General features: G+C 64.0%; 27 protein-coding genes. 18 read left to right on the top strand and 9 right to left on the bottom strand.

Annotated features, from left to right (window positions below; translation table 11 throughout):
• Window positions 1–239: 239 nt before the first annotated feature.
• From fliL to V7E26_RS05845, 4 genes are read left to right on the top strand one after another with little or no spacing between them, the layout of a single operon-like run.
• Window positions 240–734, top strand: coding sequence for a flagellar basal body-associated protein FliL (gene fliL, locus V7E26_RS05860; RefSeq protein ID WP_324414472.1), 495 nt, complete (start codon window positions 240–242; stop codon window positions 732–734).
• A gap of 18 nt (window positions 735–752) precedes the next feature.
• Complete coding sequence (gene fliM / locus V7E26_RS05855) at window positions 753–1,952, top strand: flagellar motor switch protein FliM (RefSeq protein WP_324414470.1); 1,200 nt, start codon at window positions 753–755, stop codon at window positions 1,950–1,952.
• On the top strand, window positions 1,949–2,389 hold the full coding sequence (locus tag V7E26_RS05850) for a DUF6468 domain-containing protein (protein ID WP_324414468.1): 441 nt from the start codon (window positions 1,949–1,951) through the stop codon (window positions 2,387–2,389). The genes fliM and V7E26_RS05850 overlap by 4 nt, the downstream gene beginning before the upstream one ends.
• The gene (locus V7E26_RS05845; RefSeq protein WP_324414466.1) at window positions 2,386–3,156 is read left to right on the top strand and encodes a MotE family protein; all 771 of its coding nucleotides are present in this window, start codon (window positions 2,386–2,388) and stop codon (window positions 3,154–3,156) included. The genes V7E26_RS05850 and V7E26_RS05845 overlap by 4 nt, the downstream gene beginning before the upstream one ends.
• A 6-nt stretch (window positions 3,157–3,162) precedes the next feature.
• Here the strand turns inward: V7E26_RS05845 and V7E26_RS05840 are convergent, their stop codons facing one another.
• Both V7E26_RS05840 and V7E26_RS05835 read right to left on the bottom strand, forming a co-directional pair.
• Window positions 3,163–3,606, bottom strand: a complete 444-nt coding sequence (locus V7E26_RS05840; protein WP_324414464.1) for a hypothetical protein — start codon at window positions 3,604–3,606, stop codon at window positions 3,163–3,165.
• A gap of 5 nt (window positions 3,607–3,611) precedes the next feature.
• Window positions 3,612–3,833 (bottom strand): hypothetical protein, encoded by a 222-nt coding sequence (locus tag V7E26_RS05835; protein WP_324414462.1) that lies wholly within the window; start codon window positions 3,831–3,833, stop codon window positions 3,612–3,614.
• Window positions 3,834–4,232: 399 nt separating this feature from the next.
• On the opposite strand from V7E26_RS05835, the gene V7E26_RS05830 reads away from it, so the two are divergent.
• From V7E26_RS05830 to V7E26_RS05820, 3 genes are all read left to right on the top strand, one after another.
• Window positions 4,233–7,925, top strand: coding sequence for a tetratricopeptide repeat protein (locus V7E26_RS05830; protein WP_324414460.1), 3,693 nt, complete (start codon window positions 4,233–4,235; stop codon window positions 7,923–7,925).
• A gap of 102 nt (window positions 7,926–8,027) precedes the next feature.
• On the top strand, window positions 8,028–8,402 hold the full coding sequence (locus V7E26_RS05825) for a DUF1488 family protein (protein ID WP_324414458.1): 375 nt from the start codon (window positions 8,028–8,030) through the stop codon (window positions 8,400–8,402).
• 109 nt (window positions 8,403–8,511) lie between these two features.
• A complete protein-coding gene (locus tag V7E26_RS05820; RefSeq protein ID WP_324414456.1) occupies window positions 8,512–8,748 on the top strand; it encodes a hypothetical protein in 237 nt (78 codons plus the stop codon).
• A 44-nt stretch (window positions 8,749–8,792) separates the two neighbouring features.
• On the opposite strand, the gene V7E26_RS05815 is transcribed toward V7E26_RS05820, so the two are convergent.
• Window positions 8,793–10,187, bottom strand: a complete 1,395-nt coding sequence (locus tag V7E26_RS05815; RefSeq protein ID WP_324414454.1) for an FAD-binding oxidoreductase — start codon at window positions 10,185–10,187, stop codon at window positions 8,793–8,795.
• A gap of 569 nt (window positions 10,188–10,756) precedes the next feature.
• Between V7E26_RS05815 and V7E26_RS05810 the strand changes: the two genes are divergently transcribed.
• Window positions 10,757–10,993, top strand: a complete 237-nt coding sequence (locus V7E26_RS05810; RefSeq protein ID WP_324414452.1) for a hypothetical protein — start codon at window positions 10,757–10,759, stop codon at window positions 10,991–10,993.
• A gap of 265 nt (window positions 10,994–11,258) precedes the next feature.
• On the opposite strand, the gene V7E26_RS05805 is transcribed toward V7E26_RS05810, so the two are convergent.
• From V7E26_RS05805 to V7E26_RS05790, 4 genes are all read right to left on the bottom strand, one after another.
• Window positions 11,259–11,591, bottom strand: a complete 333-nt coding sequence (locus tag V7E26_RS05805) for a copper-binding protein (protein ID WP_324414450.1) — start codon at window positions 11,589–11,591, stop codon at window positions 11,259–11,261.
• A 60-nt stretch (window positions 11,592–11,651) separates the two neighbouring features.
• Window positions 11,652–12,635, bottom strand: a complete 984-nt coding sequence (locus V7E26_RS05800) for a GGDEF domain-containing protein (RefSeq protein ID WP_324414525.1) — start codon at window positions 12,633–12,635, stop codon at window positions 11,652–11,654.
• A gap of 225 nt (window positions 12,636–12,860) precedes the next feature.
• A complete protein-coding gene (fliP, locus tag V7E26_RS05795; protein WP_324414448.1) occupies window positions 12,861–13,616 on the bottom strand; it encodes a flagellar type III secretion system pore protein FliP in 756 nt (251 codons plus the stop codon).
• A complete protein-coding gene (locus V7E26_RS05790) occupies window positions 13,613–14,620 on the bottom strand; it encodes a flagellar biosynthetic protein FliO (protein WP_324414446.1) in 1,008 nt (335 codons plus the stop codon). Before V7E26_RS05790 ends, fliP begins: the two co-directional genes overlap by 4 nt.
• A 407-nt stretch (window positions 14,621–15,027) precedes the next feature.
• On the opposite strand from V7E26_RS05790, the gene flgB reads away from it, so the two are divergent.
• The 9 genes from flgB (at window position 15,028) to V7E26_RS05745 (ending at window position 23,324) form a co-directional block, all read left to right on the top strand.
• Entirely contained in the window at window positions 15,028–15,438 is a 411-nt protein-coding gene (flgB, locus tag V7E26_RS05785; protein ID WP_324414444.1) for a flagellar basal body rod protein FlgB, read from the top strand.
• 27 nt (window positions 15,439–15,465) lie between these two features.
• On the top strand, window positions 15,466–15,891 hold the full coding sequence (gene flgC / locus V7E26_RS05780; protein WP_324414442.1) for a flagellar basal body rod protein FlgC: 426 nt from the start codon (window positions 15,466–15,468) through the stop codon (window positions 15,889–15,891).
• Between the two features lie 16 nt (window positions 15,892–15,907).
• On the top strand, window positions 15,908–16,222 hold the full coding sequence (fliE, locus tag V7E26_RS05775) for a flagellar hook-basal body complex protein FliE (protein WP_324414440.1): 315 nt from the start codon (window positions 15,908–15,910) through the stop codon (window positions 16,220–16,222).
• Window positions 16,223–16,347: 125 nt separating this feature from the next.
• Window positions 16,348–16,611 (top strand): flagellar biosynthesis protein FliQ, encoded by a 264-nt coding sequence (gene fliQ, locus V7E26_RS05770; RefSeq protein WP_057860162.1) that lies wholly within the window; start codon window positions 16,348–16,350, stop codon window positions 16,609–16,611.
• Window positions 16,612–16,625: 14 nt separating this feature from the next.
• A complete protein-coding gene (gene fliR, locus V7E26_RS05765) occupies window positions 16,626–17,396 on the top strand; it encodes a flagellar biosynthetic protein FliR (RefSeq protein ID WP_324414434.1) in 771 nt (256 codons plus the stop codon).
• Window positions 17,397–17,467: 71 nt separating this feature from the next.
• Window positions 17,468–18,541, top strand: coding sequence for a flagellar biosynthesis protein FlhB (flhB, locus tag V7E26_RS05760; RefSeq protein WP_324414432.1), 1,074 nt, complete (start codon window positions 17,468–17,470; stop codon window positions 18,539–18,541).
• A gap of 146 nt (window positions 18,542–18,687) precedes the next feature.
• Window positions 18,688–21,252: a cell cycle histidine kinase CckA gene (gene cckA, locus V7E26_RS05755; RefSeq protein ID WP_324414430.1), complete on the top strand. Its 2,565-nt coding sequence runs from the start codon at window positions 18,688–18,690 to the stop codon at window positions 21,250–21,252.
• Window positions 21,253–21,440: 188 nt separating this feature from the next.
• Complete coding sequence (locus V7E26_RS05750; protein WP_324414428.1) at window positions 21,441–22,415, top strand: Tim44 domain-containing protein; 975 nt, start codon at window positions 21,441–21,443, stop codon at window positions 22,413–22,415.
• Window positions 22,416–22,679: 264 nt separating this feature from the next.
• Window positions 22,680–23,324 carry a lectin gene (locus V7E26_RS05745; RefSeq protein ID WP_442893357.1) on the top strand — a complete coding sequence of 215 codons (645 nt, stop codon included), beginning with the start codon at window positions 22,680–22,682 and terminating at the stop codon, window positions 23,322–23,324.
• Between the two features lie 28 nt (window positions 23,325–23,352).
• Here V7E26_RS05745 and V7E26_RS05740 read toward each other — a convergent pair whose 3' ends face one another.
• Entirely contained in the window at window positions 23,353–23,772 is a 420-nt protein-coding gene (locus V7E26_RS05740; protein WP_324414424.1) for a DUF3606 domain-containing protein, read from the bottom strand.
• A gap of 188 nt (window positions 23,773–23,960) precedes the next feature.
• Here V7E26_RS05740 and V7E26_RS05735 point away from each other — a divergent pair, with 188 nt between their 5' ends.
• Window positions 23,961–24,668: a glutathione S-transferase gene (locus tag V7E26_RS05735; protein ID WP_324414422.1), complete on the top strand. Its 708-nt coding sequence runs from the start codon at window positions 23,961–23,963 to the stop codon at window positions 24,666–24,668.
• A gap of 8 nt (window positions 24,669–24,676) precedes the next feature.
• Here the strand turns inward: V7E26_RS05735 and V7E26_RS05730 are convergent, their stop codons facing one another.
• Window positions 24,677–25,036 carry a GFA family protein gene (locus V7E26_RS05730; protein WP_324414420.1) on the bottom strand — a complete coding sequence of 120 codons (360 nt, stop codon included), beginning with the start codon at window positions 25,034–25,036 and terminating at the stop codon, window positions 24,677–24,679.
• Window positions 25,037–25,039: the final 3 nt, after the last annotated feature.

The following is a 25,039-nucleotide window of genomic DNA, read 5'->3' as shown; positions in this document are numbered from 1 at the left end:
GGTTAGGTATCTTTCGAGATGCGGCGAGGGCGGCAGAAAGGTCTTGTTGACCATGTTTGCCCGGCAGATTTTTCCCAGTTGGGCGGCAATGGATAAGGTTCCGTTAACCATTATTACCCTAGCGTTGCAGATGTAGAGAGCGCGTGTGCGCTGGCGGCTTTTGTTTCGCGTTGTGGGGGCATTCGTTACCCGGGCTGGTGGCAACCGCGTTCGTTTTCGGAATCGAAGCGGGCGGGGCAATGGCTGAGAACGAGCAGGCGGAAGGCGGCGCAGATGGCGCAGAAGCCGCACCGTCGAAAAAGGGCAAGCTCAAGCTGATCATTGCGGTCGCAGGCTTCGTCGCCGTCCTCGGCGCCGGTGCCGGCTGGTTCTTCCTGATGCGCGGCCATGGCGAGGTGAAGCACGCCGAGGCGCCGCCGCCGAAGCCGCCGTCCTACGTCGACGTGCCCGACATGATGGTCAACCTGGTCGGCGCTCCCGGCGAGCGCGTGCAGTACCTCCGCGTCAAGGTCGTGCTCGAGATCAAGGAAGACAAGCAGGTCGAGGCGATCAAGCCGAACCTGCCGCGCGTCACCGACCTGTTCCAGACCTACCTGCGCGAATTGCGTCCCTCCGACATCAACGGCTCGGCCGGGCTGTTCCGTCTCAAGGAAGAACTGACCAAGCGGGTCAATACAGCGGTGGCGCCGCAGCAGGTGAGCGCCGTGCTGTTCAAAGAAATCATGGTTCAGTGACGGGACGAATTTGGTAGCATGGCCGGCAACGACCAGATGGACCAGGATGCGATAGCCGCCCAATGGGAGGCGTCGCTCGATTCCGAGGATCCCGCGGCGGCGGCGGAAGAAGCTGCCGCCAATGAACTCTCCGAGAGCATGGCGCTGCAATGGGCAGCCATGGTCGAGGATGGCGGCCGCGAGTTCGGAAACAAGAATTCCGGCGAGCGGGTTCTATCCCAGGAAGAAATCGACAATCTGCTCGGTTTTGCCGTCGGCGACGTCAATCTGGACGACAACAACGGCATTCGCGCCATCATCGATTCGGCGATGGTGTCCTACGAGCGTCTGCCGATGCTCGAAATCGTGTTCGACCGCCTGGTGCGGCTGATGACCACGAGCCTGCGCAACTTCACTTCCGACAACGTCGAAGTCTCGCTCGACCGCATCACCTCGGTCCGATTCGGCGACTACATGAACTCGATTCCGCTGCCGGCGGTGCTCAGCGTGTTCAAGGCGGAGGAGTGGGAGAATTTCGGTCTTGCGACGGTCGATTCCAGCCTGATCTATTCGATCATCGACGTGCTGCTCGGCGGCCGGCGCGGGCAGACCTCGCTGCGCATCGAGGGCCGGCCCTACACTACGATCGAGACCAACCTGGTCAAGCGGCTGGTGGAGGTGGTGCTGGCCGATGCCGAGCAGGCGTTCCGGCCGCTGTCGCCGGTGACCTTCTCGATCGACCGGCTGGAAACCAATCCGCGCTTTGCCGCGATATCGAGGCCTGCCAACGCCGCGATTTTGGTGCGGCTGCGCGTCGACATGGAAGACCGCGGCGGCAACATCGAATTGCTGCTGCCCTATGCGACCATCGAGCCGATCCGCCCGGTTCTGCTCCAGATGTTCATGGGCGAAAAGTTCGGCCGCGATCCGATCTGGGAAGGACATTTCGCGACCGAGGTGGCGCAGGCCGAGATCTCGGTCGACGCCGTGCTGTACGAAGCCGACATCCCCCTCAAGCAGCTCATGAAGCTGAAGGTCGGCGACACGCTGCCCTTGGAGATGCGCCCCGACGCGCTGGTTTCGGTCCGCTGCGGCGACGTCACGCTGACTGAAGGACGGATGGGCCGGGTCGGCGATCGCGTCGCCATCCGCGTCACCAAGCAGTTGCGCAAACCGAATACCACCTTCGCGATGTTCGAGAAGGCCGATGAACAGACCAAGTTGATGGAGGCACAATGAGTCATTCCCTGGGCATTGTAATCGAGAGCCTGGTCGCCGTGCTGCTGATGCTCACGATCGGCTATTGCATGCTGCTCAACAAGCGGCTGCAGCGGCTGAAGGCGGACGAGCATTCGCTGAAGGCCACCATCGCCGAGTTGATCACCGCGACCGAGATCGCCGAGCGGGCGATCGGCGGCCTCAAGCACACCGTGCGCGACGTCAACGAGAATCTCGGCAGCCAGCTCACGGCGGCGACGGAGATGGCCGGGCATCTGAAGAACATGCTGGCCGAAGGCGACGGCGTCATTCGCCGCCTGTCCAAGATCGCGATCGCGGCACGGCCCTCGCAGGAGGCCGAATCCACGGCGGCGCCCAGGGTATCTTCCGCCAAGGCGGTCGCCGCGGCGGCTGAAGCCTTCTCCGAACGCCGCAGGGCCAGTGGCCTCGCTGCATGAAATCCGTTCGCGACATCCGCGTCATTCCGGTCGTGCTGGTCGCGATCTTCGGCCTCGCAGTGCTGAAGATCGCCGGCCTCGTGATCGATGGCGGATACGTGTTCGATTATCAGGTCAGCAAGCCGGCCCAAAGCTCGTGGGCGCAGGACAATCTGGGTTTCCCCGGTGGCGCCAAGCCCGATCCGGTCGACATCACGGGTTCGGTCAAGAAGGAAGAGCCGCCGAAGCCGGCGGCGCCGGCCGTCGAGGCGCCGAAGCCCGATGGCGTCGTGGTGTTTCCCGATCAGAACCCGCAATCGGTCTCGCCGTCCGAGCGCGCGATTCTGGAGCGGCTGCAGTCGCGGCGCCAGGAACTGGAGCAGCGCGCGCGTGAAATCGAAATTCGCGAAAGCCTGTTGAAGTCCGCCGAGAAGCGCATCGAGGGCCGCGTCGAGGACATGAAGGCCACGGAGACGCGGATATCGAGCGTCAGCGGACAGAAGGCCGAACAGGACGCCGCCCGCTTCAAGGGCATCATCACGATGTATGAGGGCATGAAGCCGAAGGACGCCGCCAAGGTATTCGACCGGCTGGAGATGTCCGTGCTCTATGAGATCGCGTCGCAAATCGCGCCGCGGAAGATGTCGGACATTCTCGGCCTGATGCAGCCGGAAGCCGCCGAACGGCTGACGGTCGAATTGGCCCGCCGCGCCGGCGGCGACAAATCCGGCCCCGCCGCCGAGTTGCCGAAGATCGAAGGCAAGCTGCTGCAGCCGAGGATCAACTGACGCAAATCAGAACCTGCGCGGCCCCGACGCGACAAACGAGCGGTGGGCGACCAAGAGCGCACCGCGCTCGTTGGTTTCCAGCGCGACCTTCTGCGCCAGCATGACATCGCCCGCGACGAGGTCGCCGTCCGGGACGAAGCACCATTTGCAGACATGGTGACCCGTGCTGCTGAGTTCCTCGATGTTCGTTTGCGTGCCGTGATGTATCCGATAGCGCGTACCGGTGTCGCTGCCGATGACATCGAAATATCGAAAGCGCTCGTAGCAGGCACGTTGCTTGGGCGAGAGCCAGCCCTTCAGGAGCGCCAGCGCTCGCGCTTCAGTCTCGAATCGGAACGATCTGCCGCTCGAAGTGGACCGTGCCACCACCAGCGAAAGCGCCGCCAGCAGCACGGTACCAAGCAATGCCAGGATGAACGAGCATATCGCCAGCGCGATCTGCTGGGTCACTGCCGTCAGCCGCCGACGAGACGCGGATAAAACAGCGTTTCCTCCGCCGTCGGATCGAAGGAGCGGATAACCCGTTGCTCGCCGGGCCCCGATCGAACCGCTGCCGTAAACCCGGCGCCGGTCAATTCCTTGAACCGTCGCTCGGCCTTCTCTATCTCCACACGATCATGGACGTCGAATGAATGACGGGTGTCGCCGGTACGATCCATTACGATCTGGGTTGCCATTTCACGCACTCCGATTGGCTGCCTGAGGCAGGTTTGTCGGACCCGGGGCGCTGGTTGATCGACGGCCGGCCGTGTGCCCGGGTCTATGATCTTCCTAAAACGGGATGCCGATGTTGGTTCCAATCATCTGGCAATAATGATTTTGAGCGCGGTGCGTGGCGAGACGATGGCAAATGCGATGCCCTCGAATTCAAACCGATAATCCCGAAAGCGGGCGCATCTCGGCCATCGGTTGATGCGTGCTGGCGGCTCGCGGCCCGCTGCTAATGCCCAATCTACGCCCTCTAACGAAATCAATGAGTTGACGTTAACAAAGCCTTAAGCCGCCCGATCCAAGATTTAAACCGGCAGGCAAGAGAGCTTCGCCGAAGAACTCATTGAGGCCGCGAGATTTCCCGGATGGGGCATAGGGCTGCCGCTGGAACTGGGTCGCAGGGCCGCGCTTTGGCGCGGGCGGCCCGGCTTTGCCTTCGTCTTGCCCTCTGCCGTTCCCTTGGCCGGCCGCTTGCCCTTGTCCTGCTGCTCGCCGGCCTGACGGTTTCGCAAGCCTGCCGGGCCGACGATCCGGTCCGGGGAGAGGCGACCTTCACGGCCGGCGGCGGGTTTGCGCGACTGGTGCTGAGGCTGGCCGAGGATGTCGAGTCCGACGTCGTGACTGCCGGCTCGATCATCATCATCCGCTTCAAGCGCCCGGTAGACATTCCCGTCGATAAATTGTCGGACGCGGTTCCCGATTATGTCGGCTCTGCGCGGCGCGATCCCGACGGTACCGCGATCCGCCTGTCGCTGGCGCGGCGGGCAACCGTCAACACCATGACCGCAGGCGAGCGGATTTTCGTCGACTTCCTGCCCGATAGCTGGACCGGCCCGCCGCCGTCGCTTCCTGCGTCGGTCGTGCGGGAGCTCGCCGAACGGGCCCGCGTCGCCGAGCGGGCACTTCGCGCACAGCTGGCGGTCGCTGCCGCGAAGAAGAAGGCGCCGGTGCGCGTTCGCGCTTCGATGCAACCGACATTCGTGCGCTTCGTTTTCGAGATGCCTGATGGCGTCAACGTCTCGTCGGTGCTGAACGAGCAAAAGCTGACGCTGCAGTTCAACAGTGTGCTCAATTTCGATCTGGCCGACGCCAAGGTGGCGGCGCCGCCGAACATCGCCTCCATCACCCAGCGGGCCGATGTCGACTCCTCCGCCGTCGACATCCTGCTGATCGGCGAGGTCGACGTGCATTCCTTCCGCGAGGAAAAGAACTACGTGGTCGACGTCGCCTTCCAGCAGCCGGACAAGCCCGCTGCTGCGGCCGAGGCGCCGGCTGCGCCCAAGCCGGCGGCAGCGGCCAGGCCAGGGCCGACCTCGCGCGCCTCCCGCGACAAGCCGTCGATGGAATCGCCGCCGCAGCAGCCGGCGGAGATCCCGCCCGCCACCTCGGAGCTGATTGCCGAGCAGGCCAAGATCGAGATCAAGCCCGCGCAGGTAGCCGAAGCGCCGGCCGGCAACAGCGCCGCTCCCGCAACAGAGCAGATGGCGGCCGCGCCGGGAAAGCCATCGGTTCCGGCCGAAGCCGCGAAAGCGGCGCAGCCCGCCGAGCCGCCAAAGGCAGCTCCGTCCGCGTCGAAGCCGCCGCCGGAAGGCAGCACCAAAGCCGCCACCATCGAGGCGAGGCGCGACAGCGACGGGCTGCGCGTGACGTTCTCCTTCGCCGTGCCGACCCCGGCTGCGCTGTTCCGCCGTGCCGACACGGTATGGCTGGTGTTCGATCACACCCAACCGTTCGATATCGAGCCGATCCGCAGCAAGGGCGGCGCCATCATCGGCGACGTCACGCGGCTGGCGCTGGAAAAGGGCCAGGCCATTCGCATTCGTCTCAACCGGCCGCAGATTCCGTCGCTGGAAAGCGAAGGCCGCGCGAATGGAACGGAGTGGACGCTGACTTTCGCCGATCGCGGACAAACATCGCCGTTGCCGCTGACGGTGCTGCGGAACATCACCGATCCCGCACTGGCCAACGTTACCGTGCCGCTGGCCAATCCCGGCGCGATGCACCGGCTGGTCGATCCCGATGCCGGCGATACGCTGCTGGTCGTCACGGCGCCGCCGCCGACCCGCGGCCTCATCAAGCGGCACGATTTCGTCGAACTGTCGCTGCTGGAATCGGTACACGGCGTCGCCGTGCATCCGAATTCCGACGACATCAATGCCGAGGTCGGCTCCGACAAGGTGATGCTTGGCCGGCCCGGCGGACTGACGCTATCGTCCGCGGATGTCGCCGCCGAACGCGCCACGGCGGCGGTGAGACCGCTGTTCGACCCCATCGAATGGCGCAAGAACCGTGAAGAGAAGTTTCTCCCGCGGCTGGATGCGCTGATCACGGCCACGGCCGTCGCCGGTCCAGAGCAGAAGGCCGAGGCCCGTCTCGACCTCGCCAACTTCTACATGTCGCGCGGGATGTACCAGGAGGCGAGGGGGGTTACCAACCTCATCCTCTCCGATTCCAACGAGGGGAACGAAGACGCCGCGGTGATCATGATTCATGCGGTCGCCAGCATCCTGATCGGCCATCCCGAACATGCGCTGAAGGATCTTGCCAATCCGGCGATCGGCAACGGCTACGATTCCCAATTGTGGAAAGGGTTCGCCTTTGCCCGCCAGGAAAAATGGGCGGACGCGCGCGAGAAGTTCAAGAACGCCGAATTCTCGATCGCCGCGCTGCCGCTGGAGCTGCAGCGCATCGTCACGATGGATGCCATGCGGGCCTCGCTCGAGGTCAAGGACTATGGCGGGGCCTCGCGGCGGCGCAGCGAGCTCGACGTGATCGGCATTCCCGCTGAAACGAAGCCGGAATTCGCGGTGCTGCGCGGGCGTCTCGCCGAAGCCCTGGGACATGACAAGGACGCGCTGGATGCCTACAGGTTCGCAGCCCAGTCCCGCGACCGGGAGGCTTCGGCGGAAGCTGCCCTGCAGCAGGCGCTGCTGCGCCACAGGCGCGGCGAACTCGGACTGCCCGAGCTGACCAGTGAACTTGAGACGTTGTCGGTCCTCTGGCGCGGCGACGGGATCGAGTTGAAGGTGCTGAACAAGCTGACCCAGATCTACGCCGAAACCGGACGCTATCTCGATGCGCTGGCGGCCGCCAAGACCGCAACCAGGCTGCAGCCCAATTCCGAACTGTCGCGGCAGGCCCAGGATGCAGCATCTGCGCTGTTCTCGGAGGTCTATCTCGGCCCGAAGGGCGACGACATGAAGCCGGTCGACGCGCTCGCCATGTTCTACGAGTATCGCGAACTGACGCCGATCGGCCGGCGCGGCGACGAGATGATCCGCCGGCTCGCCGACCGGCTCGCCTCGATCGACTTGCTCGACCAGGCCGCCGAGCTGCTGCAGTATCAGGTCGACAAGCGGCTGGAGGGCGCCGCGCGGGCGCAGGTGGCGGCGCGCCTTGCCATGGTCTACCTGACCGCCCGCAAGCCGGACCGTGCGATCACCGCGCTGCGCCTGACCCGGATCGCCGATCTTTCCGGCGAACTGCGGCAGCAGCGGCTGCTGCTGGAGGGCCGTGCCCAGAGCGACGTCGGGCGCCACGACCTTGCGCTCGACATCATCTCCAACATCCCCGGCCGCGAAGCGATCCGGCTGCGTTCCGACATCTACTGGGCGTCGCGGCAGTGGCGGGAGGCTTCCGAGCAGATCGAGCTGTATTACGGCGACCGCTGGCGGGATTTCAAACCGCTGGACGCCGCCGAGAAGAGCGACATACTCCGCGCCGTGGTTGGCTACGCCCTGGCCGAGGATGCGATTGGCCTGGCCCGCTTCCGCGAGAAATACGCACCCCTGATGACGGGCGAGGCCGACAAGTTGGCGTTCGATACCGCGAGCAAGCCGGCTGCCGCCAGCAGCGCTGAATTCTCCGAGATCGCCAGGATGGCCGCCAGCGTCGATACGCTCGACGGCTTCATCCGCGAAATGAAGGTCCGCTTCCCGGACGCCACCGCCCGCGCGCCGCTGTCGCCGGAAATGTCGGGCGCCGAGCCGGTCCACACCGGCGCCTTGCCCGCGATTGTCGGGGTCAGGCAGATCGACCTGAAGAAACGGACGCGGTAGCGGATTACGCCTCAGCTTCGGCCAATTTTTGACGAGTTGGCGCAGTAGCCGAGATGCTGGCGCCACCGGGCGCTGAACCGCAATCCTCTCCCTCGCCGTCCCATGCCGCTGACCCGAGATCGAATTATAGGACATGACAACGAACGGCTGGCGTTCCGCTTCACCATGCTGAACAACGCCGACACGGTCGAGTGCCAGATCAGCGACGCCGCTTTGGATGAACTCGGAGGCGTGAAGGGGACCGAGAGCATGGCGCGGCAGGCGCAATTCCTGGCGCTGCGGGATGCCGTGGAGGAAATTGCCTCCGGCATCTTCCACAAGGCGCCGTACGTCAGAGGCCAGATCGTCCGTATCTTCACCAAGCACGTGCAGAAAACGCCGCTGGAGCCGATCGCGACCGGCGCCACGCCTGATGGCGACCAGGCCGTCTCGCTGCGCGTCATTGCCGAAACGAAGCCGGCAGCCCCGGCGCCATAGCACGCCGTGTTGCCAACGCCAGATGGCGCGTCGCTCCGGCCCCCCTCGACAGATGCGCGTCAAAGCGGCAACCTGCGGGGTAAACGATCTGCCGGAGGATGCGGTTACGATGAGCAAACCCGCTAAAACCGAAGCCGAACTCATTGCGATGGCGCGCGCCGAGCTGAAGGTCCATGCCGATTGCCCCGACGGCATCGAGATATCGGTGATCCGCGACGGTGACAGCTGGGAGTTTCGGGCGAAGGCGGAGGAGGCGACGATCGCCAAACCGGGCTATCCCGAATGCGTCGCCATGCTGGTCCAGATCGGCGACCACCTCTGCAGGCAGTATGATTTCAAGGAGTGAGACGGCCGCGCGTGTCGGGCTCGGCCTGATCGCACGAGAATCCTTCACACCGAGAAGATCCGCCCTGGGTTCAGGATGTTCTTCGGATCGAGCGCGCGCTTGAGGGTGCGCATCGTCTCGATTTCCTCCTCGGTGCGGCTCATCTTCAGGTAGGGCTTCTTCAGGATGCCGATGCCGTGTTCGGCCGAGATCGAGCCGCCGAATTCGCCGGTGAGGTCGTAGACCAGCTTCTCGAACTCATCGTGCTTGTCAGGCGTATGTTCGTGATACACGCTGGGATGCAAATTGCCGTCGCCGGCGTGTCCCATCACGATGGTGAAGGCGCGCGGATCGATCGCTTTGACCCGTGCATCCAGCGTATCCGCATATTCCGCCATTCTGTCGATGGCGAGGCTGACGTCGAACCCCATCCTCGCGGTGTAGGGGAAGCTGCGGCCGAGCTCGACGCTGGAATCGCGGATGCGCCAGATCGCGGCGGCTGATGCATGGGAGGTCGAGAGTGTCGCGTCGAGGATCAGGTTGTCGCCCATCGCGGCCTCAAGCAGCTTTTCGAGATCGGCATGGATGCGTTCGGGGTCGCTGCCGGAAGCCTCCATCAGGACATAGAACGGATGATCGGTAGGCAGCGGACCGACGACGCCCTTTACGCGTTCGACGGTGAGGCGGTAGTAGGCGTTCCACATCACCTCGAACGCGGTCAATTCGCCGCCAAGCTTCTCCCTCGCCATTTTCAGGAATGTCATGACCTGCCCGAACGAGGGCAGGGCGCATAGCGCCACCTGCCGCTCCGCCGGCGCGGGAAACACGCGGAGCGCAGCGCGCGTCACGACGCCAAGGGTGCCTTCGCTGCCGATGAAGAGATGCTTCAGGTCGATGCCGGTGTTGTTCTTGATGTATTTGCGCAGACCCTTGAGCACGGTGCCGTCGGCGGTAACGACTTCGAGGCCGAGGACCAGGTCACGCGTCATGCCGTAGCGGATGACGCGGTTGCCGCCGGCATTGGTCGAGATGTTGCCGCCGATGGTGCAACTGCCGCGTGCGCCGAGGTCGAGCGGAAACATCAGCCCGTCCCGTTCGACCCGTTCCTGGAGCTTCTGCAGCGGCGTGCCCGCCTGCGCGATGGCGACGCCGCCGGAGGCATCGACCTCCTCGACGCCGTTCATGCGCTCCATCGACAGCACGATTTCGTCCGCATTGGGCAGCGCGGCGCGCACCAGCCCGGTCATGCCGCCCTGCGTGGTTACCGGGACGCCGGCGCGATGACAGAGCCGCAACAGGGTCGAGACGTCTTCGGTCGTCCTCGGGCGGACGACCGCGCGCGGTTTCGGTGCCGGATTGCCGGCGATGTCGTGATGATAGCGCGCGTCGATATCGTCGCCCGCCAGCACCGCACCGTTGCCAAGCGCGTTGCGCAATTCGTCAATGAAGCCCTCGGACATGCCCCTGCCTCTTCTTTTCTGAGAAGTTTGGCCGAAGCTATACATGCGGGATCGCCGGGAAGAAACCCGGCCGCGCAACGAGAGGCGGATTTTCGGATCTATCTCGATTGGTGATGCGGTCGCGGCATCAAGGTTGAGCGACGAGGGCTCCCTCCCGCTCCGGCTCGACCGACGTGATTTGGTTGCAGGCGTCGCACTTGTAAACGTAAACGAGAGGACGCAATCCGATTCGAGGCAGCTTCCCGATCCTGACCGTGCCTGTCCCGCACATTTCGCAGCGCGGGGTGGCTTCTGAGTGCGGTACGGACATGACGAACTATCGCTGAGCAACAAACTGCGTCAGCAAGACTGGCTCTCGATTGCATCTTATTCGTGGAAATCGAGTCCGTAGGAATACTAGGTTTTCCCGATTATTCGGCCGCGCCCGACGGTCTTTTGCCTCCAAATCGGCCCTGACCGGGCATTCAAACAACACACTGCGGAGTACAAGCTCGCAACGCCAGCGCGTGATCATATGGAAATTCCACCGGACCTGGTCCGGACGGAACGCAGTTTTCAGGGCGTGCAGAATGTCTTCTACCAACGGTCACGAAGCATCGATTCTGGCAGCGCTCGCGGCACTGGCGGCCACGGAGACCGTGGCGTCTCGTCCATCGCCGGCCGACAGGTTCAATATCGATCGGGAAGGCCCGGCGAAGCGCGCCGTGAAGCTCAGGGCGTTGCAACAACGATTCCAGAAATTGAACGACTACTTCGACGAAGCGGCAGCGGAAATTCGCGCTTCGCTCGAACGGTCACCTGGCTGACGCCTGACCGGTTGGCACCCCGATTTTTCCTGAGAGGATTCCAGCGGGCGTTTGCGGCAGATCAAGGCGCGTCGGGCGTAATCGTCTTAAGCGTACGATCAATGCCGCGCGGCTCCGTGTTCCGGATGGGGCAGCTCCGGTGACGAGGCCCGGACACCAAAAGCGGACGGCGTTCGAAGGAACGCCTCTTGCTCAGGGTGTGCCGGGCCTCGCTGTTGTTCAATCGATACAAGACATCACGAAGTGCGACGGCATCGGCATCGCCTTACTTCTTCCCGTTCTTGTCGATCTTCGTGACGGCGTCCGCCTTGTTGATCCTGGTGATGGTCTTGGTCCCGGCGGCGTCACTCACGGCGAAGCTGACCCTGTCGCCGGCGTGGAGATCATTCAGCCGCGCGCCGTCCTGAACCTTGAATTCCTCGGTTGCAGCGCCCTCATTTGCACCGGTGGTGCCCTCAGGCATGTCCCTGATCGAGATGGTATTGCTGATCCGGTCTATCCTGGTCACCAATCCCGTACGGATTTGCTGGGCAAATGCCGACGTACCGACGATGCTCAGTGCTGCGACGGCAGCCACAATCATCCCTGCGAATTTCATGGAAGACTCCCCGACTAAGAAGCATCGGAGATAAGTCCCAATGGCCGGGATTGGTTCCAGCTATGCCGCGCCGGCCTCTTGCTCGAGTTCGGTTTCCGTCACCGTGCGGTTGCGGCCGAGCCGCTTGGCGCGGTAGAGTCCACGGTCACAGCGCTCGATCATGGCATCGGCAGATTCGGCGAGGCGGAATTGCGCCACACCGATCGAAACCGTGATGCTGCCGATTTCCTTGCCGGTGGCGCGGCGGGTCAGCTTGGCTTCGGCAATGCGGCGGCGTATGCGCTCGGCCACCCCCGTACACGTCTCAAGATCGGCGCCGGGAAGCACCGCGATCAATTCCTCGCCGCCATAGCGGGCCGCCAGGTCGATCTCGCGAACGCCTTCCTGCAGGACTTTTGCGACCAGCCGGAGCACCTGGTCGCCGACCTGATGGCCGTAATCGTCGTTGAATTTCTTGAAGTGGTCGATGTCGATCAGGAAAACGCTGAGCGCTTCGTCCTTTTCCATCGCCGCAATCTGGGCGAGACGGAGGAATTCGTCCATCGAGTGACGGTTGGCAAGGCCGGTCAGCGCATCGGTATTGGAGCGCTGTTCGGCCGCCTTCAGCGAATCGCGGATGGTGTCCAGTTCTGCCGAGGTAGCAGCGAAGTTCGCCTCCAGCTGAGTGGCCCGGGACGTCGCCTTTGACAATTCGTCAACCAGTTTTGCAATGATCGTCCGGGGATCGCTGCTGGCGGCGGCTTCGGACGACACTTCGTCGAGCGCCTTCATGTGGGTGCGGTTGTCGGTAACGGCGGTATTGAGGAACTGCTGGGCCGTGGCAATCAAGCCGCTGAGTTGTTCCGGCAGGTCGCCAAGAGGCTCCACGCCGGTTTGTGGCGCTATATAGGTAATGTAGAGTTCATGGTTGGTCGTGGCGTCGAACTTGCGCTTGCCTGCGATCAGAATGTCGATGGTCTTGCGCAGCGCAATACCTTCGCCAAGCGAATATTCGAACCAGACTGCGAAATTGGAGGGCGTGGCCGGAACGGACTGCTGTGACATCAACCGAATAGCACGGTCGGCAATCGTCGTTGCGTACTCGACGTCCATTTCGCCGATTGGCTGCCCTGCCATCGTCTGTCCCAGTGCGTTAGATAAGAAAATCCGTTTCCCTGGCATCCATTGTGCACGAAGGAACTAATCTGAACTTAAAGTCCCGGGATCATTCCACGCCAAATACGTAACGATTATTGACCTATTTGTATTGCTAATTGGCGGGACCGGTTTTTAGCTACCGCCGTAGCTCTGCACCAGGCTGCCCGCAACCAGCGACCAGCCGTCGACGAGAACGAAAAAGATCAACTTGAACGGGAGCGACACCACGACGGGTGGCAGCATCATCATGCCCATCGACATCAGGACGGATGCGACCACCAGATCGATGATCAGGAACGGAAGGAACAGGAGGAAGCCGATCTCGAAAGCGCGTTTCAATTCCGAAATCATGAAGGCGGGGATCAGGATCCGCAGCGAGAGGTCCTCCGGCGTGGCCGGTGGCTTCTCGCCGGAGAGGTCGACGAACAGCTTCAGGTCCTTTTCACGAACGTTCTTCTGCATGAAGCCGCGCAACGGCACGGAAGCCCTTTGCAAGGCTTCTTCCACGCCAATTTCGTTGGCGACGAGGGGCTTGATGCCGTCGTCGTAAGAACGCTGCAGCACGGGTCCCATCACGAAGGCCGTGAGGAACATCGCGAGCGCAATGATCACGGAGTTGGGTGGGGCGGTCGCGGTACCGAGCGCGGTGCGCAGCAAGGAGAGCACGACGACGATCCGCGTGAACGATGTCATCATGATCAGGATCGAGGGCGCGATCGACAGCACGGTCAGCAGCGCGATCAACTGGATCGCGCGCTCGGTGACGCCGCCGCCGCCCTGGCCGAGATTGATGCTGATGTCCTGCGCCATCGCCGGATCGGCGAGGGATCCGGCGGCGGTCAGGATTAAGAAAAACAAAACTCTACGCGGAAAACTCGCCGGCCTCACGAAGGGTTCTTCGGCCGGCCCAGCAGGGACGCCATCTCGTCTTCGAGATTTTCGAAGCCGCTCTTCTGGGGAGCGGGCGCAGGCGCAGGCGGGGGAGCGGGCGGTTCGCTGCGGTTGTTGCTGCGGGCAGGCGGCGTTTCCGGAGCGACCGGCGGCGCGACCGGCTCGGCCGGCCGGCGCAAGGCGGCTTCCAAGCGCTGCGCCATCTCGGCGAGATTCTGGTCGGCGCTCGATGGCGCGGGGGCCGGAGGGGCGGGTGGCGGCGGCGGCGCAGGTGGTGGCGCTACGGAGCGCTCGGGCGCGCGGGCCGGCGTCTCGCGAACCGGCAATACTTCGCGGATCGGCGGTGCCTCACGGACCGCGGGAGCCTCGCGCTTGGGCAACTCGCGTTGCGGGCGCGGCATCATTGGCTCACCGCGCGGCAGGCGCGGCGGGGCCCCGTCGGCGCGGCCGTTGATCGGTTCCGGCGCAAAGCCGGTCAATGGATCGCTGCGGCGTTCGGGCATGGGCGGCGGCGGCGCCGGGCGGCGAACCTCGTCGGGGAAGGCCGGCCGTGCGGGACGCGGCGGAGGCTCCGGCATTTGCGGTTCGGCATGTTGATCGAAGGACTCGGCCGGGCGCACATCGGGGCGGACGGCCTCTCTTGCCGCCTCGTCGCTCCAGGCGGCATCCGGCAGCGGTGCGATGCGCGGGGGCTGCTCGCCGACCGACGGGCGCGGGCCCATCTGATCGCGGTTGGGCATCGCGCGCACGATGTTGGGTTCGACCACGATGTCGCTCGGGCCGCCAATCATCAGGAGGTGTTCGACATTGTCGCGCCGTACCAGCACGAGGCGCCGGCGGCCGTCTACGGCAGCAGCATCGATCACGGCAAGGCGCGGCATCCGCCCGCGCTGGGTATTGGTTCCGAGGCGGTTGTTGGCGAAGCGGCGAACCAGCCATGCGGCCACGCCGATCAGCGCCAGAACGGCGATGAATGCGAAGAGGAATGTCAGTGTCTGCATTCTTTAGTCCCCGGCCACGGGCCGTTCTCTCGAGTGCCGTCCTGGGTTTCTCGGTCCAAGCCTGTTCCCCATGGGAATGCGATTCCCGCTCGCTGGAACAAGCCCCGCGCGATCCGCATGCGGCGAATCACGCCCGAGATCAGCCTTATTTCCTGTTCCCCGCGGCGAGCCTCGCCGCCCGGTTAACTAATAGACCAAGAATCGCCGGGTCCAAAACGACTTCTGAGCGCACCGAGCCGCGTCGTTGCTGCTGGTTAACGCAGCTTTCGTGGCCAAAAGGCGCTCGTTTTGCCGTGGTCGGAGGGGGCATTCGGCCGCCGCGCGGGATTTTAACCAGCCGTTAACCATACACCGGGCAAATTCTGCCTACCTCAGCTTCAGCCAGAGGTTAACGGGAGCCGCTTGCGATGGCCATCAACGATCTTCCGCTCCTGTCGGCGCTGCGCACCAGGATGCAGTGGCACCAGGAACGTCAGCGCGTGCTTGCGGAAAACGTGTCCAACGCCAACACCCCGAATTTCAGGCCGAGCGACCTGGTCGAGCCGAAGTTCGACAGCAAGGGCGGCAATGTCGGCGGGGCGATGGGCTCGCTCGCCATGATGCGCACCAGCGCCACCCATATCGGCGTCTCCGGCAGCGCGCCGAGTTTCCGGGGGGACGGCGGCAGGAGCGGCTTCCTGACCAAGCCGGCCGGCAACTCGGTCAATCTGGAGGATCAGATGCTGAAGGTCTCGGCCAACCAGATGGACTACGCCGCCGCCACTTCGCTCTACACCCGCAGCCTCGGCCTGCTCAAAACCGCGATCGGCAAGCGCTGACGCGCCGCGTCTTAGGAGGACCGGATCATGGCAGATGATGGAAGCGATTTCGCCCGTTCGATGAGCATCGCGACGTCAGGCCTGCGGGCGCAGGCGGGGCGGATGCGGGTGATCTCGGAAAACATCGCCAATGCGGACTCCACCGCACCGACCGCGGGCGGCGATCCCTATCGCCGCAAGGTGCCGACATTCTCGTCGGCGCTCGACCGCACGATGGATGCGCGCGTGGTGACGCTCGGCAAGGTCAGGCCCGACCAGTCGGCGTTTCGCGTCAAGCATGAGCCGAGCAATCCGGCGGCCGACGCGGCCGGCAACGTCAAATATCCGAACGTCAATCCGCTGGTCGAAATGACCGACATGCGCGAGGCGCAGCGGTCCTATGAGGCCAATCTCAACATCATCAGCGCCACGCGCCGGATGATTCAACGCACCCTCGACATCCTCAAGGCCTGAACAGGGACCATAGCAAATGGCTTCACCGACCGTTGCAGCAAATGCCTACGCCGCGCTTTCGCGCATCATGGAATCCGGCGGCGCCGAGAAGGGCAGCCAGTCCACCGCCGGCGGCCCGTCCTTCAGCGCACTGCTCAAGGACGCGGTCGGAAGCGTGATGGACGCCGGCAAGAAATCCGACACCCAGGCCATCGCGATGGCCTCGGGCAAGGCCAACGTCATGGACGTCGTGACGGCGGTGGCGGAAACCGACGTCGCGGTCTCGACGCTGGTGTCGGTGCGCGACCGCGTGATCCAGTCCTACGAAGACATCATGAAGATGCCGATCTGACGTCCCTGTGGGGACGTCATCCCGGGATGGTCCGAAGGACCAGACCCGGGATCTCGAGATTCCGGGTTCGATGCTTCGCATCGCCCCGGAATGACAGTGCAATTGAAATCAAGCGAGAAACAACAATGACCGGTGCCGAAACCCTCGACGTGGCGCGCGATGCGATCTGGACCATCGTGGTGGTGTCGTCACCCCTGATGGTGATCGGGCTCGTGGTTGGCGTCGTGGTGTCGCTGTTCCAGGCGCTGACCCAGATCCAGGAGCAGACGCTGATCTTCGTGCCGAAGATTCTCGCGATCTTCGTGACGCTGCTGTTGGCGCTGCCATTCATGGCGGATTCGCTGCACGGTCACATGATGCGGATATCGTCGCGAATCATAGGCGGTTGATGCATTGTGACTAGATGCGCGTCGACATTTCGCTACTGCCGGCCCTTGCCGCCACCTTCATGCTGGTATTCGCCCGCGTTGGAGCGATGGTGATGCTGTTGCCGGGATTTGGCGAAAGCAACATCCCGGTGCGCATCAAGCTCGCGATCGCGCTTCTGCTGACGTTGATCCTCCTGCCGCTGCACCGCAACGACTACCACGTCGACCTGACGTCGATGGCTGCGCTCGGCGTGCTCATGGTGCACGAGATCGCCATCGGCATCGTGCTCGGCGCCACCGCCCGTGTGACGCTGGCGGCGCTTGCGGTGGCGGGCTCGGTGATTGCCCAGCAACTCGGCCTCGGATTTGTTACCGCGGTCGATCCGACCCAGGGCCAGCAGGGCGTCCTGATCGGGAACTTTCTCTCCATTCTCGGCATGACGCTGCTGTTCGCCACCGACACCCATCATCTCGTCATCGCAGCGATCAACGAGAGCTACCGGATCTTCGCGCCGGGTCAGTTGATGCCGACCGGCGACGTGGCGGCGCTTGCCACGCGCGCCTTCGCCACCGCCTTCAAGATCGGCATGCAGCTCTCGGCGCCGTTCCTGGTGTTCGGCCTTGTCTTCAATATCGGACTTGGCGTGCTGGCGCGGCTGATGCCCGCGATGCAGGTCTATTTCGTTGGCGTGCCGCTTTCGATCATGGCGGGCTTTCTGATCTTCGCCCTCGTCCTCACGGGAATGATGGCGACCTATCTCAACTATTTCATCGGCGTGATGCACGAGCTGACGCCGCTGAAATAGAGCATGATCCGGAAAAGCGGGTACCGCTCTTCCGTGAAGATCATGCTCATACGAATTGCTAGGGCGCCGCGATGGCCGAGGATACCGACGACAAGACAGAAGACCCTACGCAAAAGCGCCTCGATGACGCGCTTGCCAAGGGCGATGTCGCCAAGAGCCAGGAGGTCAACACCTGGTTCATCATCGCGGGCGGTACGCTGATCTTGTCGACGTTCTCAGGGTCGATCGGCGGCGGCATCCTCAATCCGCTGCGAAATCTGCTCGCCAATGCGGGCCAGCTCCACGCCGACGGCGCAGCGCTGCTCGCGCTCGGCAATACGCTGGTCTATGCCGTGATCGGCGCGATCGGCGTGCCGCTGTTGATGCTGGCGCTGGCTGCGATCGCCGGCAACATGATCCAGCACCGCCTGGTGTGGTCGGCGGAATCGCTGAAACCGAATTTCAACAAGGTTTCTCCGGGCGCCGGGCTGAAGCGCATCTTCGGCAAGCAGGCGCTGGCGAATTTCTTCAAGGGCCTGTTCAAGCTGATCGCGCTCGGCGCCGTCATGATGGCGGTGCTTTGGCCGGAACGGCACCGGCTTGAATCGTTCATGATGTTCGATCCGTCGGCGATCCTCGGGGTGACGGAAGGCTTGACCCTGCAGCTGATGGGGGCGGTCGCGGCGATGCTGGCCGCGGTCGCGATCGCCGATTACTTCTTCCAGTACCGGCAATGGTACCAGCGGCAGAAGATGTCGCTGCAGGAGATCAAGGACGAGTTCAAGCAGTCCGAAGGCGACCCCCACATCAAGGGCCGCATCCGGCAGTTGCGGCAGCAGCGCATGAAGAAGCGCATGATGGCCGCCGTTCCCAATGCCAGCGTGATCATCACTAACCCGACCCATTATTCGGTGGCGCTATCCTATGATCGCGGCATGGCGGCGCCGGTCTGCGTCGCCAAGGGCGTCGACAACGTCGCGTTCAAGATCAGGGAAATCGCCAAAAAGCACGACATCCCGATCGTGGAGAACGTGCCGCTGGCGCGCGCGCTCCATGCCACCGTCGACGTCGACGAGGAGATCCCGGTCGAGCACTATCACGCGGTCGCCGAGATCATCGGCTATGTGATGCGGCTGAAGAGCGGGCTTTCCGGGCGGCGAAATTGAGGGAATAACCGGAAATCCCCTTGAAATACCTTCAATATGTCAAATTGCTGCCTGATGGACTTGCGTTTGCGGGTCCGATTCAGGCACTCAGGAGGGACGCGCAATTTGGCGCGTCACCCCCCATGCCGGAAGGCAGCGCTTTTTTCATGACCGTCGAAACCAACAGTCCATCGCCGACCGAGCCCTTCGCGGGCCAGGAACCGGTGCGGCGGGGCGGTAGCATCGTGCTGGTGCTGCTGGTGGCGGCCGGCATCGTCGCGGTGGCGGTGGCGCTGATGACCATCGGCCGCGCGCAGGCCCAGCCCTATATCCTCGGCGTGCTGGCGCTGCTCGCCATGGTCGGCCTGTTCAATCTGTTTGCCTTTGCCGCCGGCATTGTCCGCTTCACCGACCGCGCCGCCGAGGACCCGGTGATGGGGCGCATCGCCGACCAGGCCCATGACGGGCTGGCGGTGACCGATGCCAGGGGACACGTGGTCTACTCCAACGCCGCCTACCTGGCGCTGACGGGCGCCGCCGGCCGGCAGGACGTGCGGCCGGTCGAGCGCGTCTTCATCGGCAATCCCGACGTCTCGGAAGCCGTGTTCCGCCTGCTCAAGGCGGCGCGCGAAGGCAAGCGGCAGCAGGAAGAGGTCCGTATCGCCGGCTCCGACGGGTCGCAGGGCCGCTGGCTCAGGATGCGGGTCCGGCCGCTCGGCCAGGGCAAGCGCGAAGCAAAATACGCGGTGTGGTCGATCGCCGACATCACGCGCGACCGCGAGCGCCAGGAAGACGTGTTCCGCGAGCTGCAGCACGCGATCGAATACCTCGATCATGCGCCATGCGGCTTCTTCTCGGTCAATCCGGCCGGTGACGTCATCTATGTCAACGCCACGCTGGCGAACTGGCTCGACTACGATCTTGCCGAGATCGGCTCGGGCGGGCTGAAGCTGACCGATATCGTCTCCGGCGACGGTGCTGCGCTGTTGACCTCGATCGTCGCGGTGCCAGGCGAGGTCAAGACCGAAGTCTTCGATATCGACCTGCGCATGCGCGGCGGCAAGACCATGCCGGTGCGGCTCTATCACAAGCTCGCCTTCGGCGCCGACGGCGCGCCGGGATCGTCGCGCACGCTGGTGATCAGCCGGGCGCGCGACGAGCATTCCGATCCCGAACGCGCCGCCGAAGTCCGCTTCATGCGGTTCTTCGACCATACGCCGATGGCGATTGCGACGGTGGACCGCGCCGGCGCGGTGGTGCGCGCCAATGCGCGCTTCGCCAAGCTCGCGCAGAGCCTGGCCCCGGACGGCGCGGCCAACAAGTCGATCTTCCGCACGGTGAACGCCCGCGACCGCAGCCTGCTGATCGCGGCGATCAACCAGGCTGCCGAAGGGCAGGGCGACATCGCGCCGGTGGAAGTCATGCTCGACGGCGCCAAGGAGCGCTGGGGGCAGTTCTTCGTCACCGCGGTCGAGGAGGACGAGCGCGACACCGAAGCCGCCATCGTCTACCTGCTGGAGACCAGCGAGCGGCGCACGCTGGAAAACCAGATCAACCAGTCGCAGAAGATGGACATGGTCGGCCAGCTCGCCGGCGGCATCGCGCACGACTTCAACAACGTGCTGTCGGCCATCATGATGGCGAACGACTTCCTGCTGAACGCGCACAAGCCAACCGATCCGTCGTTCCAGGACATCATGCAGATCAAGCAGAACGCGACCCGGGCGGCGACGCTTGTGCGACAACTACTTGCGTTCTCGCGGCGCCAGACGCTGCGACCGCAGGTGCTCGATCTCGGCGACGCGCTCTCCGATCTCACCATGCTGCTGCGGCGGCTGATCGGCGAGAAGGTCAAGCTCGACCTCGTTCATGGCCGCGACCTCTGGCCGGTCAAGGTCGACGTCTCGCAATTCGAGCAGGTGGTGGTCAATCTCGCGGTGAATGCGCGCGATGCGATGCCTGACGGTGGCAAGCTGACGGTGAGGACCGGCAACGTGACGGCGGAAGAAGCCGCGCAGCTCTCGCACAAGGGCATGCCCGCGGCTGATTACGTGCGGATCGACATTTCCGATACCGGCACCGGCATCCCCGCCGACATCGTCGACAAGATCTTCGAGCCGTTCTTCTCGACCAAGGAAGTCGGCAAGGGCACGGGTCTCGGCCTCTCCACGGTGTACGGCATCGTCAAGCAGACCGGCGGCTTCGTCTATGTCGATTCCATGCCCGGTGCAGGCACCACGTTCCGCATCTTCCTGCCGCGTCACCGGCCCGAGCTGGAAGCGCAGCCGGAGCCGCAGCCGACGGGCGGTGCGGCCAAGGAGGGCGGAGCCGAGCCGCCGAAGCCGCGGCCCGATCTGACCGGGGAGGGCACCATCCTGCTGGTGGAGGACGAGGACGGCCTGCGGTCCCTGAACGCGCGCGGGCTTCGCTCGCGCGGCTACAGCGTGATCGAGGCGTCCAACGGCCTCGAGGCGGTGGAAGCGCTCGAGGAAAAGGACGGCGCCGTCGATCTCGTCGTCTCCGACGTGGTGATGCCGGAAATGGACGGGCCGACCATGTTGCGCGAAATGCGCAAGCGCAATCCAGACCTCAAGATCATCTTCGTCTCCGGCTACGCCGAAGAGGCCTTCGACAAGAGCCTGCCGGAGAACGAGCAGTTCGCCTTCCTGCCGAAGCCGTTCGCGCTCGCCGCGCTGGTCGAGAAGGTGAAGGAGACCATGACGACGTCGTGAACGCTTTCTGGACGCCGGCCAATTTCCTGGCCGCCGCTCGGCCCGCAAATTACCGCTAACTCACTGCCAAATCGTCACATCCCCGCGACTGAGGGCCGCAGCGGCGGTTCCCGATAGTGGCTTCACTTTTAAGCAATGGCGCCCATCTTAGGGGCGCTTCCCCATCCAGGGGAATGAGGAACAAGCACATGAATTTCTCGCAAGGCACGCGCGGAATTATTCGGGCAATGGCCGTCGTCCTGTCCGTGGCGCTCCCGTTGGCGATTTCGATCGAGGCGGCCGACGCCCGCGTCGGCGGCGGCAGCAGTTCGGGTTCGCGGGGATCGCGAACCTATTCGGCGCCCCCCAGCACGACCACGGCGCCTGGCACGGCGCAGCCGATGAATCGTACCTTCACCCAGCCGGGCAACCCCGGCATGGGCGCGCCCGCGGCTGGCGCGGCGGCCAACAAGGGTGGCTTCTTCAACCGGCCCGGCATGGGCATGCTCGGCGGTCTTGCCGCCGGCTTCCTCGGCGCCGGCCTGCTCGGCATGCTGTTCGGCGGCGGCCTGTTCTCCGGCCTCGGCGGCCTGTCCTCGATCATCGGTCTGCTGCTGCAGATAGCGCTGATCGTCATCGTGGTGCGGCTGGCGATGTCGTGGTGGCAGCGTCGCCATACGCCGGCCTCCGCCTATGCCGGCGCGCCTGCCGAAAGCCCCGGCGCGCAGACCAGCCTCCGTTCCGGCCTGAGCGGCTTCGGGATCGGATCGAGCCAGCCGCCGCTGGAAATCCAGCCGGCTGACTACGAAGCCTTCGAGCGGCTGCTCGGCGAGGTCCAAACCGCCTGGTCGAACGAGGACATCGCGAAGCTGCATACGCTCGCGACGCCCGAGATGGTGTCCTACTTCTCCAAGGACCTCGAGGAGAACAAGGCCCGCAACGACATCAACAAGGTGACTGACGTCAAGCTGCTGCAGGGTGACCTCGCGGAAGCGTGGCGCGAGGGCGAAACCGACTACGCCAGCGTGGCGATGCGGTTCTCGCTGGTCGACAAGACGCTGGAGCGCGGCACCAACCGTCTGGTCGCGGGCAGCGAAACCCCGACCGAGGCCACCGAGGTCTGGACCTTCTCCCGCCGCCGCGGCACTGATTGGGAACTCTCGGCGATCCAGCAGACCGGCTAGTCGCCTGCAGGTACACTATGAGGAAGGCGCCGCGGTTCGTTCCGCGGCGCCTTTTTCGTTTGGTGCAGCTGCGTCTCCCGGATGCGGTGCAGCGTTGCACGCCGCGCTGCATCCGTGCCACGAGAAGAGTTCCTTGCCTTATTGATTTCACGATGACGTCGCCACGACCGGAATAATGGTCGTCGCATCGGGTTGATGACCAGGAACAAGAGCCAACAGGGAGAGACCAAAATGAAGAACTTCGCAGGGATCGTTGCGCCGGCCATGATGCTCGCCGCCATGTCGTTTGTACCGCCCGCGCCCGCGCAGGCGCAGTCCGCCGATACCGGCTTCTTCCTGACCAGCAACGGCATCGGCAATGGCGGCAATCTCGGCGGGCTCGCCGGCGCCGACAATCACTGCCAGACGCTGGCGCAGGCGGCGGGAGCAGGGGCCAAGACCTGGCGCGCCTACCTTTCAACCCAGGCCGCCGACGATAAGCCCGCGGTCAATGCGCGCGACCGCATCGGCAAGGGACCGTGGAAGAATGCAAAGGGCCAGGTAGTCGCCAAGGATGTCGCCGAGTTGCACGGCACCAATGGTCTCACCAAGCAGACCGCACTCAGCGAGAAGGGCGAGGTCATCAACGGACGCGGCGATACGCCCAATCGCCATGACGCGCTGACGGGCTCGCAGGCCGACGGGACCGCGTTCGCGGCCGGCGAGGACCGCACCTGCAAGAACTGGACGAGCTCGACGCAAGGCGCAGCGATGGTCGGTCATACCGACCGCATCGGCTTGCGCGATGACGACGCTTCGAAATCCTGGAACTCTTCGCACCCTTCGCGCGGATCGGACGGCGGCTGCTCGCAGGCCGACCTGAAGAGCACCGGCGGTGACGGGTTGTTCTACTGCTTCGCGGCGAACTGAGCGCGGTGCGAACAAGGCCGCCGCTAAATTAGGCGGCCTTTTTCTTTGCGCGCTTCTTTGCCGTCTTGCCTGGAGCTTTCCTGGCGCTCTTTTTCGTCTTCTTCGCCGCCTTGCGCTCCGCGAGGTGGGCGCCGACGGCCTTGGACGAATGTCCGACGGCGGCCACGGCCGCCTTCAGTCTGGCCGGCGTGACCTTGAACTTCTTCGACCAGTAGCTGACTTCGTAAGGCTGGCTGATTGCGATCCGTGCCCGGTCGGCAGCCTTGTGTTTCTGCAGCTTGAGGTAGGCCTCGACGTTCTTCGCGGAGCGTCCTGCCTTGCCGACGGCGGCCTTCAGCTTCACCGGCGTGATCTTGAATTTCTTCGACCAATAGGCGACCTCGTAAGGCTCGCTCAACGCGATCAACCCGCGGTCAGCCCCGCCGCGCTTCTTCTTGTCGTCCGCCATTCCCGTTCTCCCGCGGATTGAGAATCGATGATTCAAACACGAGCAACCTAACACGCTCCACCGCATTCGGACAGATTCAGGCTTGTGGAGTTCTGTACGACACGTTCGTAGCGCCGCGCAGAGGGCGTGACGAACGAGCAGCGGGATGATTTGTTACATCGACCGAACCGGCAGCGGAGGTGCGATCGATGCGCTACGAGCTCTATTACTGGCCGATGATTCAGGGGCGCGGCGAATATGTTCGCCTCGCGCTGGAGGAAGCGGGCGCCCGCTACGCCGATGTGGTGCGCCGCGGCAACGGCATGGCTGCGATGACGCGGATGATGGATGCGAGCAAGGGAGCGCCACCGTTTGCGCCGCCGTTCCTCAAGGACGGCAAGCTCGTGATCGGGCAGACCGCCAACATCCTGCTTTACCTGGGATCGCGCCATGGGCTAGCGCCGAAGTCGGAAGCCGGCAAATTGTGGGTGCATCAGTTACAGCTCACGATCGCCGATCTCGTGCTCGAAATTCACGACACCCACCATCCGCTCGGCCCGTCGCTGTATTACGAGGAACAGAGGGCGCCGGCGAAGAAGCGCACCGATGAGTTCTGGAAGGCGCGCGTGCCGAAATATCTGGGTTATTTCGAAGACCTGCTGAAGGCCAATGGCGGAACCTACGTCACCGGCCGCCGCCTCACTTACGCTGACTTGTCGCTGTTTCAGATCGTCGAGGGACTGCGCTACGCTTTCCCGAAACGCATGAAGGCGTTCGAGCGCAGGATTCCCGGCCTGGTCGAGCTGCGCGACCGCGTCGCGGCGCGGCCCAACATCAAGACCTATCTGGCGAGCGATCGAAGGATTCCGTTCAACGAGGATGGGATTTTTCGTCGGTACAAGGCGCTGGATGCCTGACGTGGAGCCTACATGCTCCGCCCATCGATAGGTGTCATTTGCAGCTTCGACAGATCGATACCGTCGATGCAGCTCACATTCAGCGCGATCACGGCGCTGCCGTCGGGCTTGCTGCCACGCGCGAATACGTCGACGCCGCAATCGACGCAGAGCTGGTGATGGATCGCGTGCTTGTTGAAGAGATATTCCTTCAGGTTCTCCTCGCCGGCGCGGAGCTGGAAGCTCTTGGGGTCGAGGAAGGTGAAATGCAGGCCCTTCTTGGTGCAGATCGAGCAGTTGCATGCGGTCACCATCGCTAGATCCGTGGTGCATTCGAAGCGCACCTGTCCGCAATGGCAGCCGCCGGTGTAGGTCTTGCTTTCGGGCATCGC

The organism is Bradyrhizobium sp. (assembly GCF_036735945.1).
Lineage (GTDB): Bacteria > Pseudomonadota > Alphaproteobacteria > Rhizobiales > Xanthobacteraceae > Bradyrhizobium.
The sequence above is the reverse complement of the archived record's forward strand: the minus strand, read 5'-3'. Positions and strand labels throughout refer to the sequence as shown.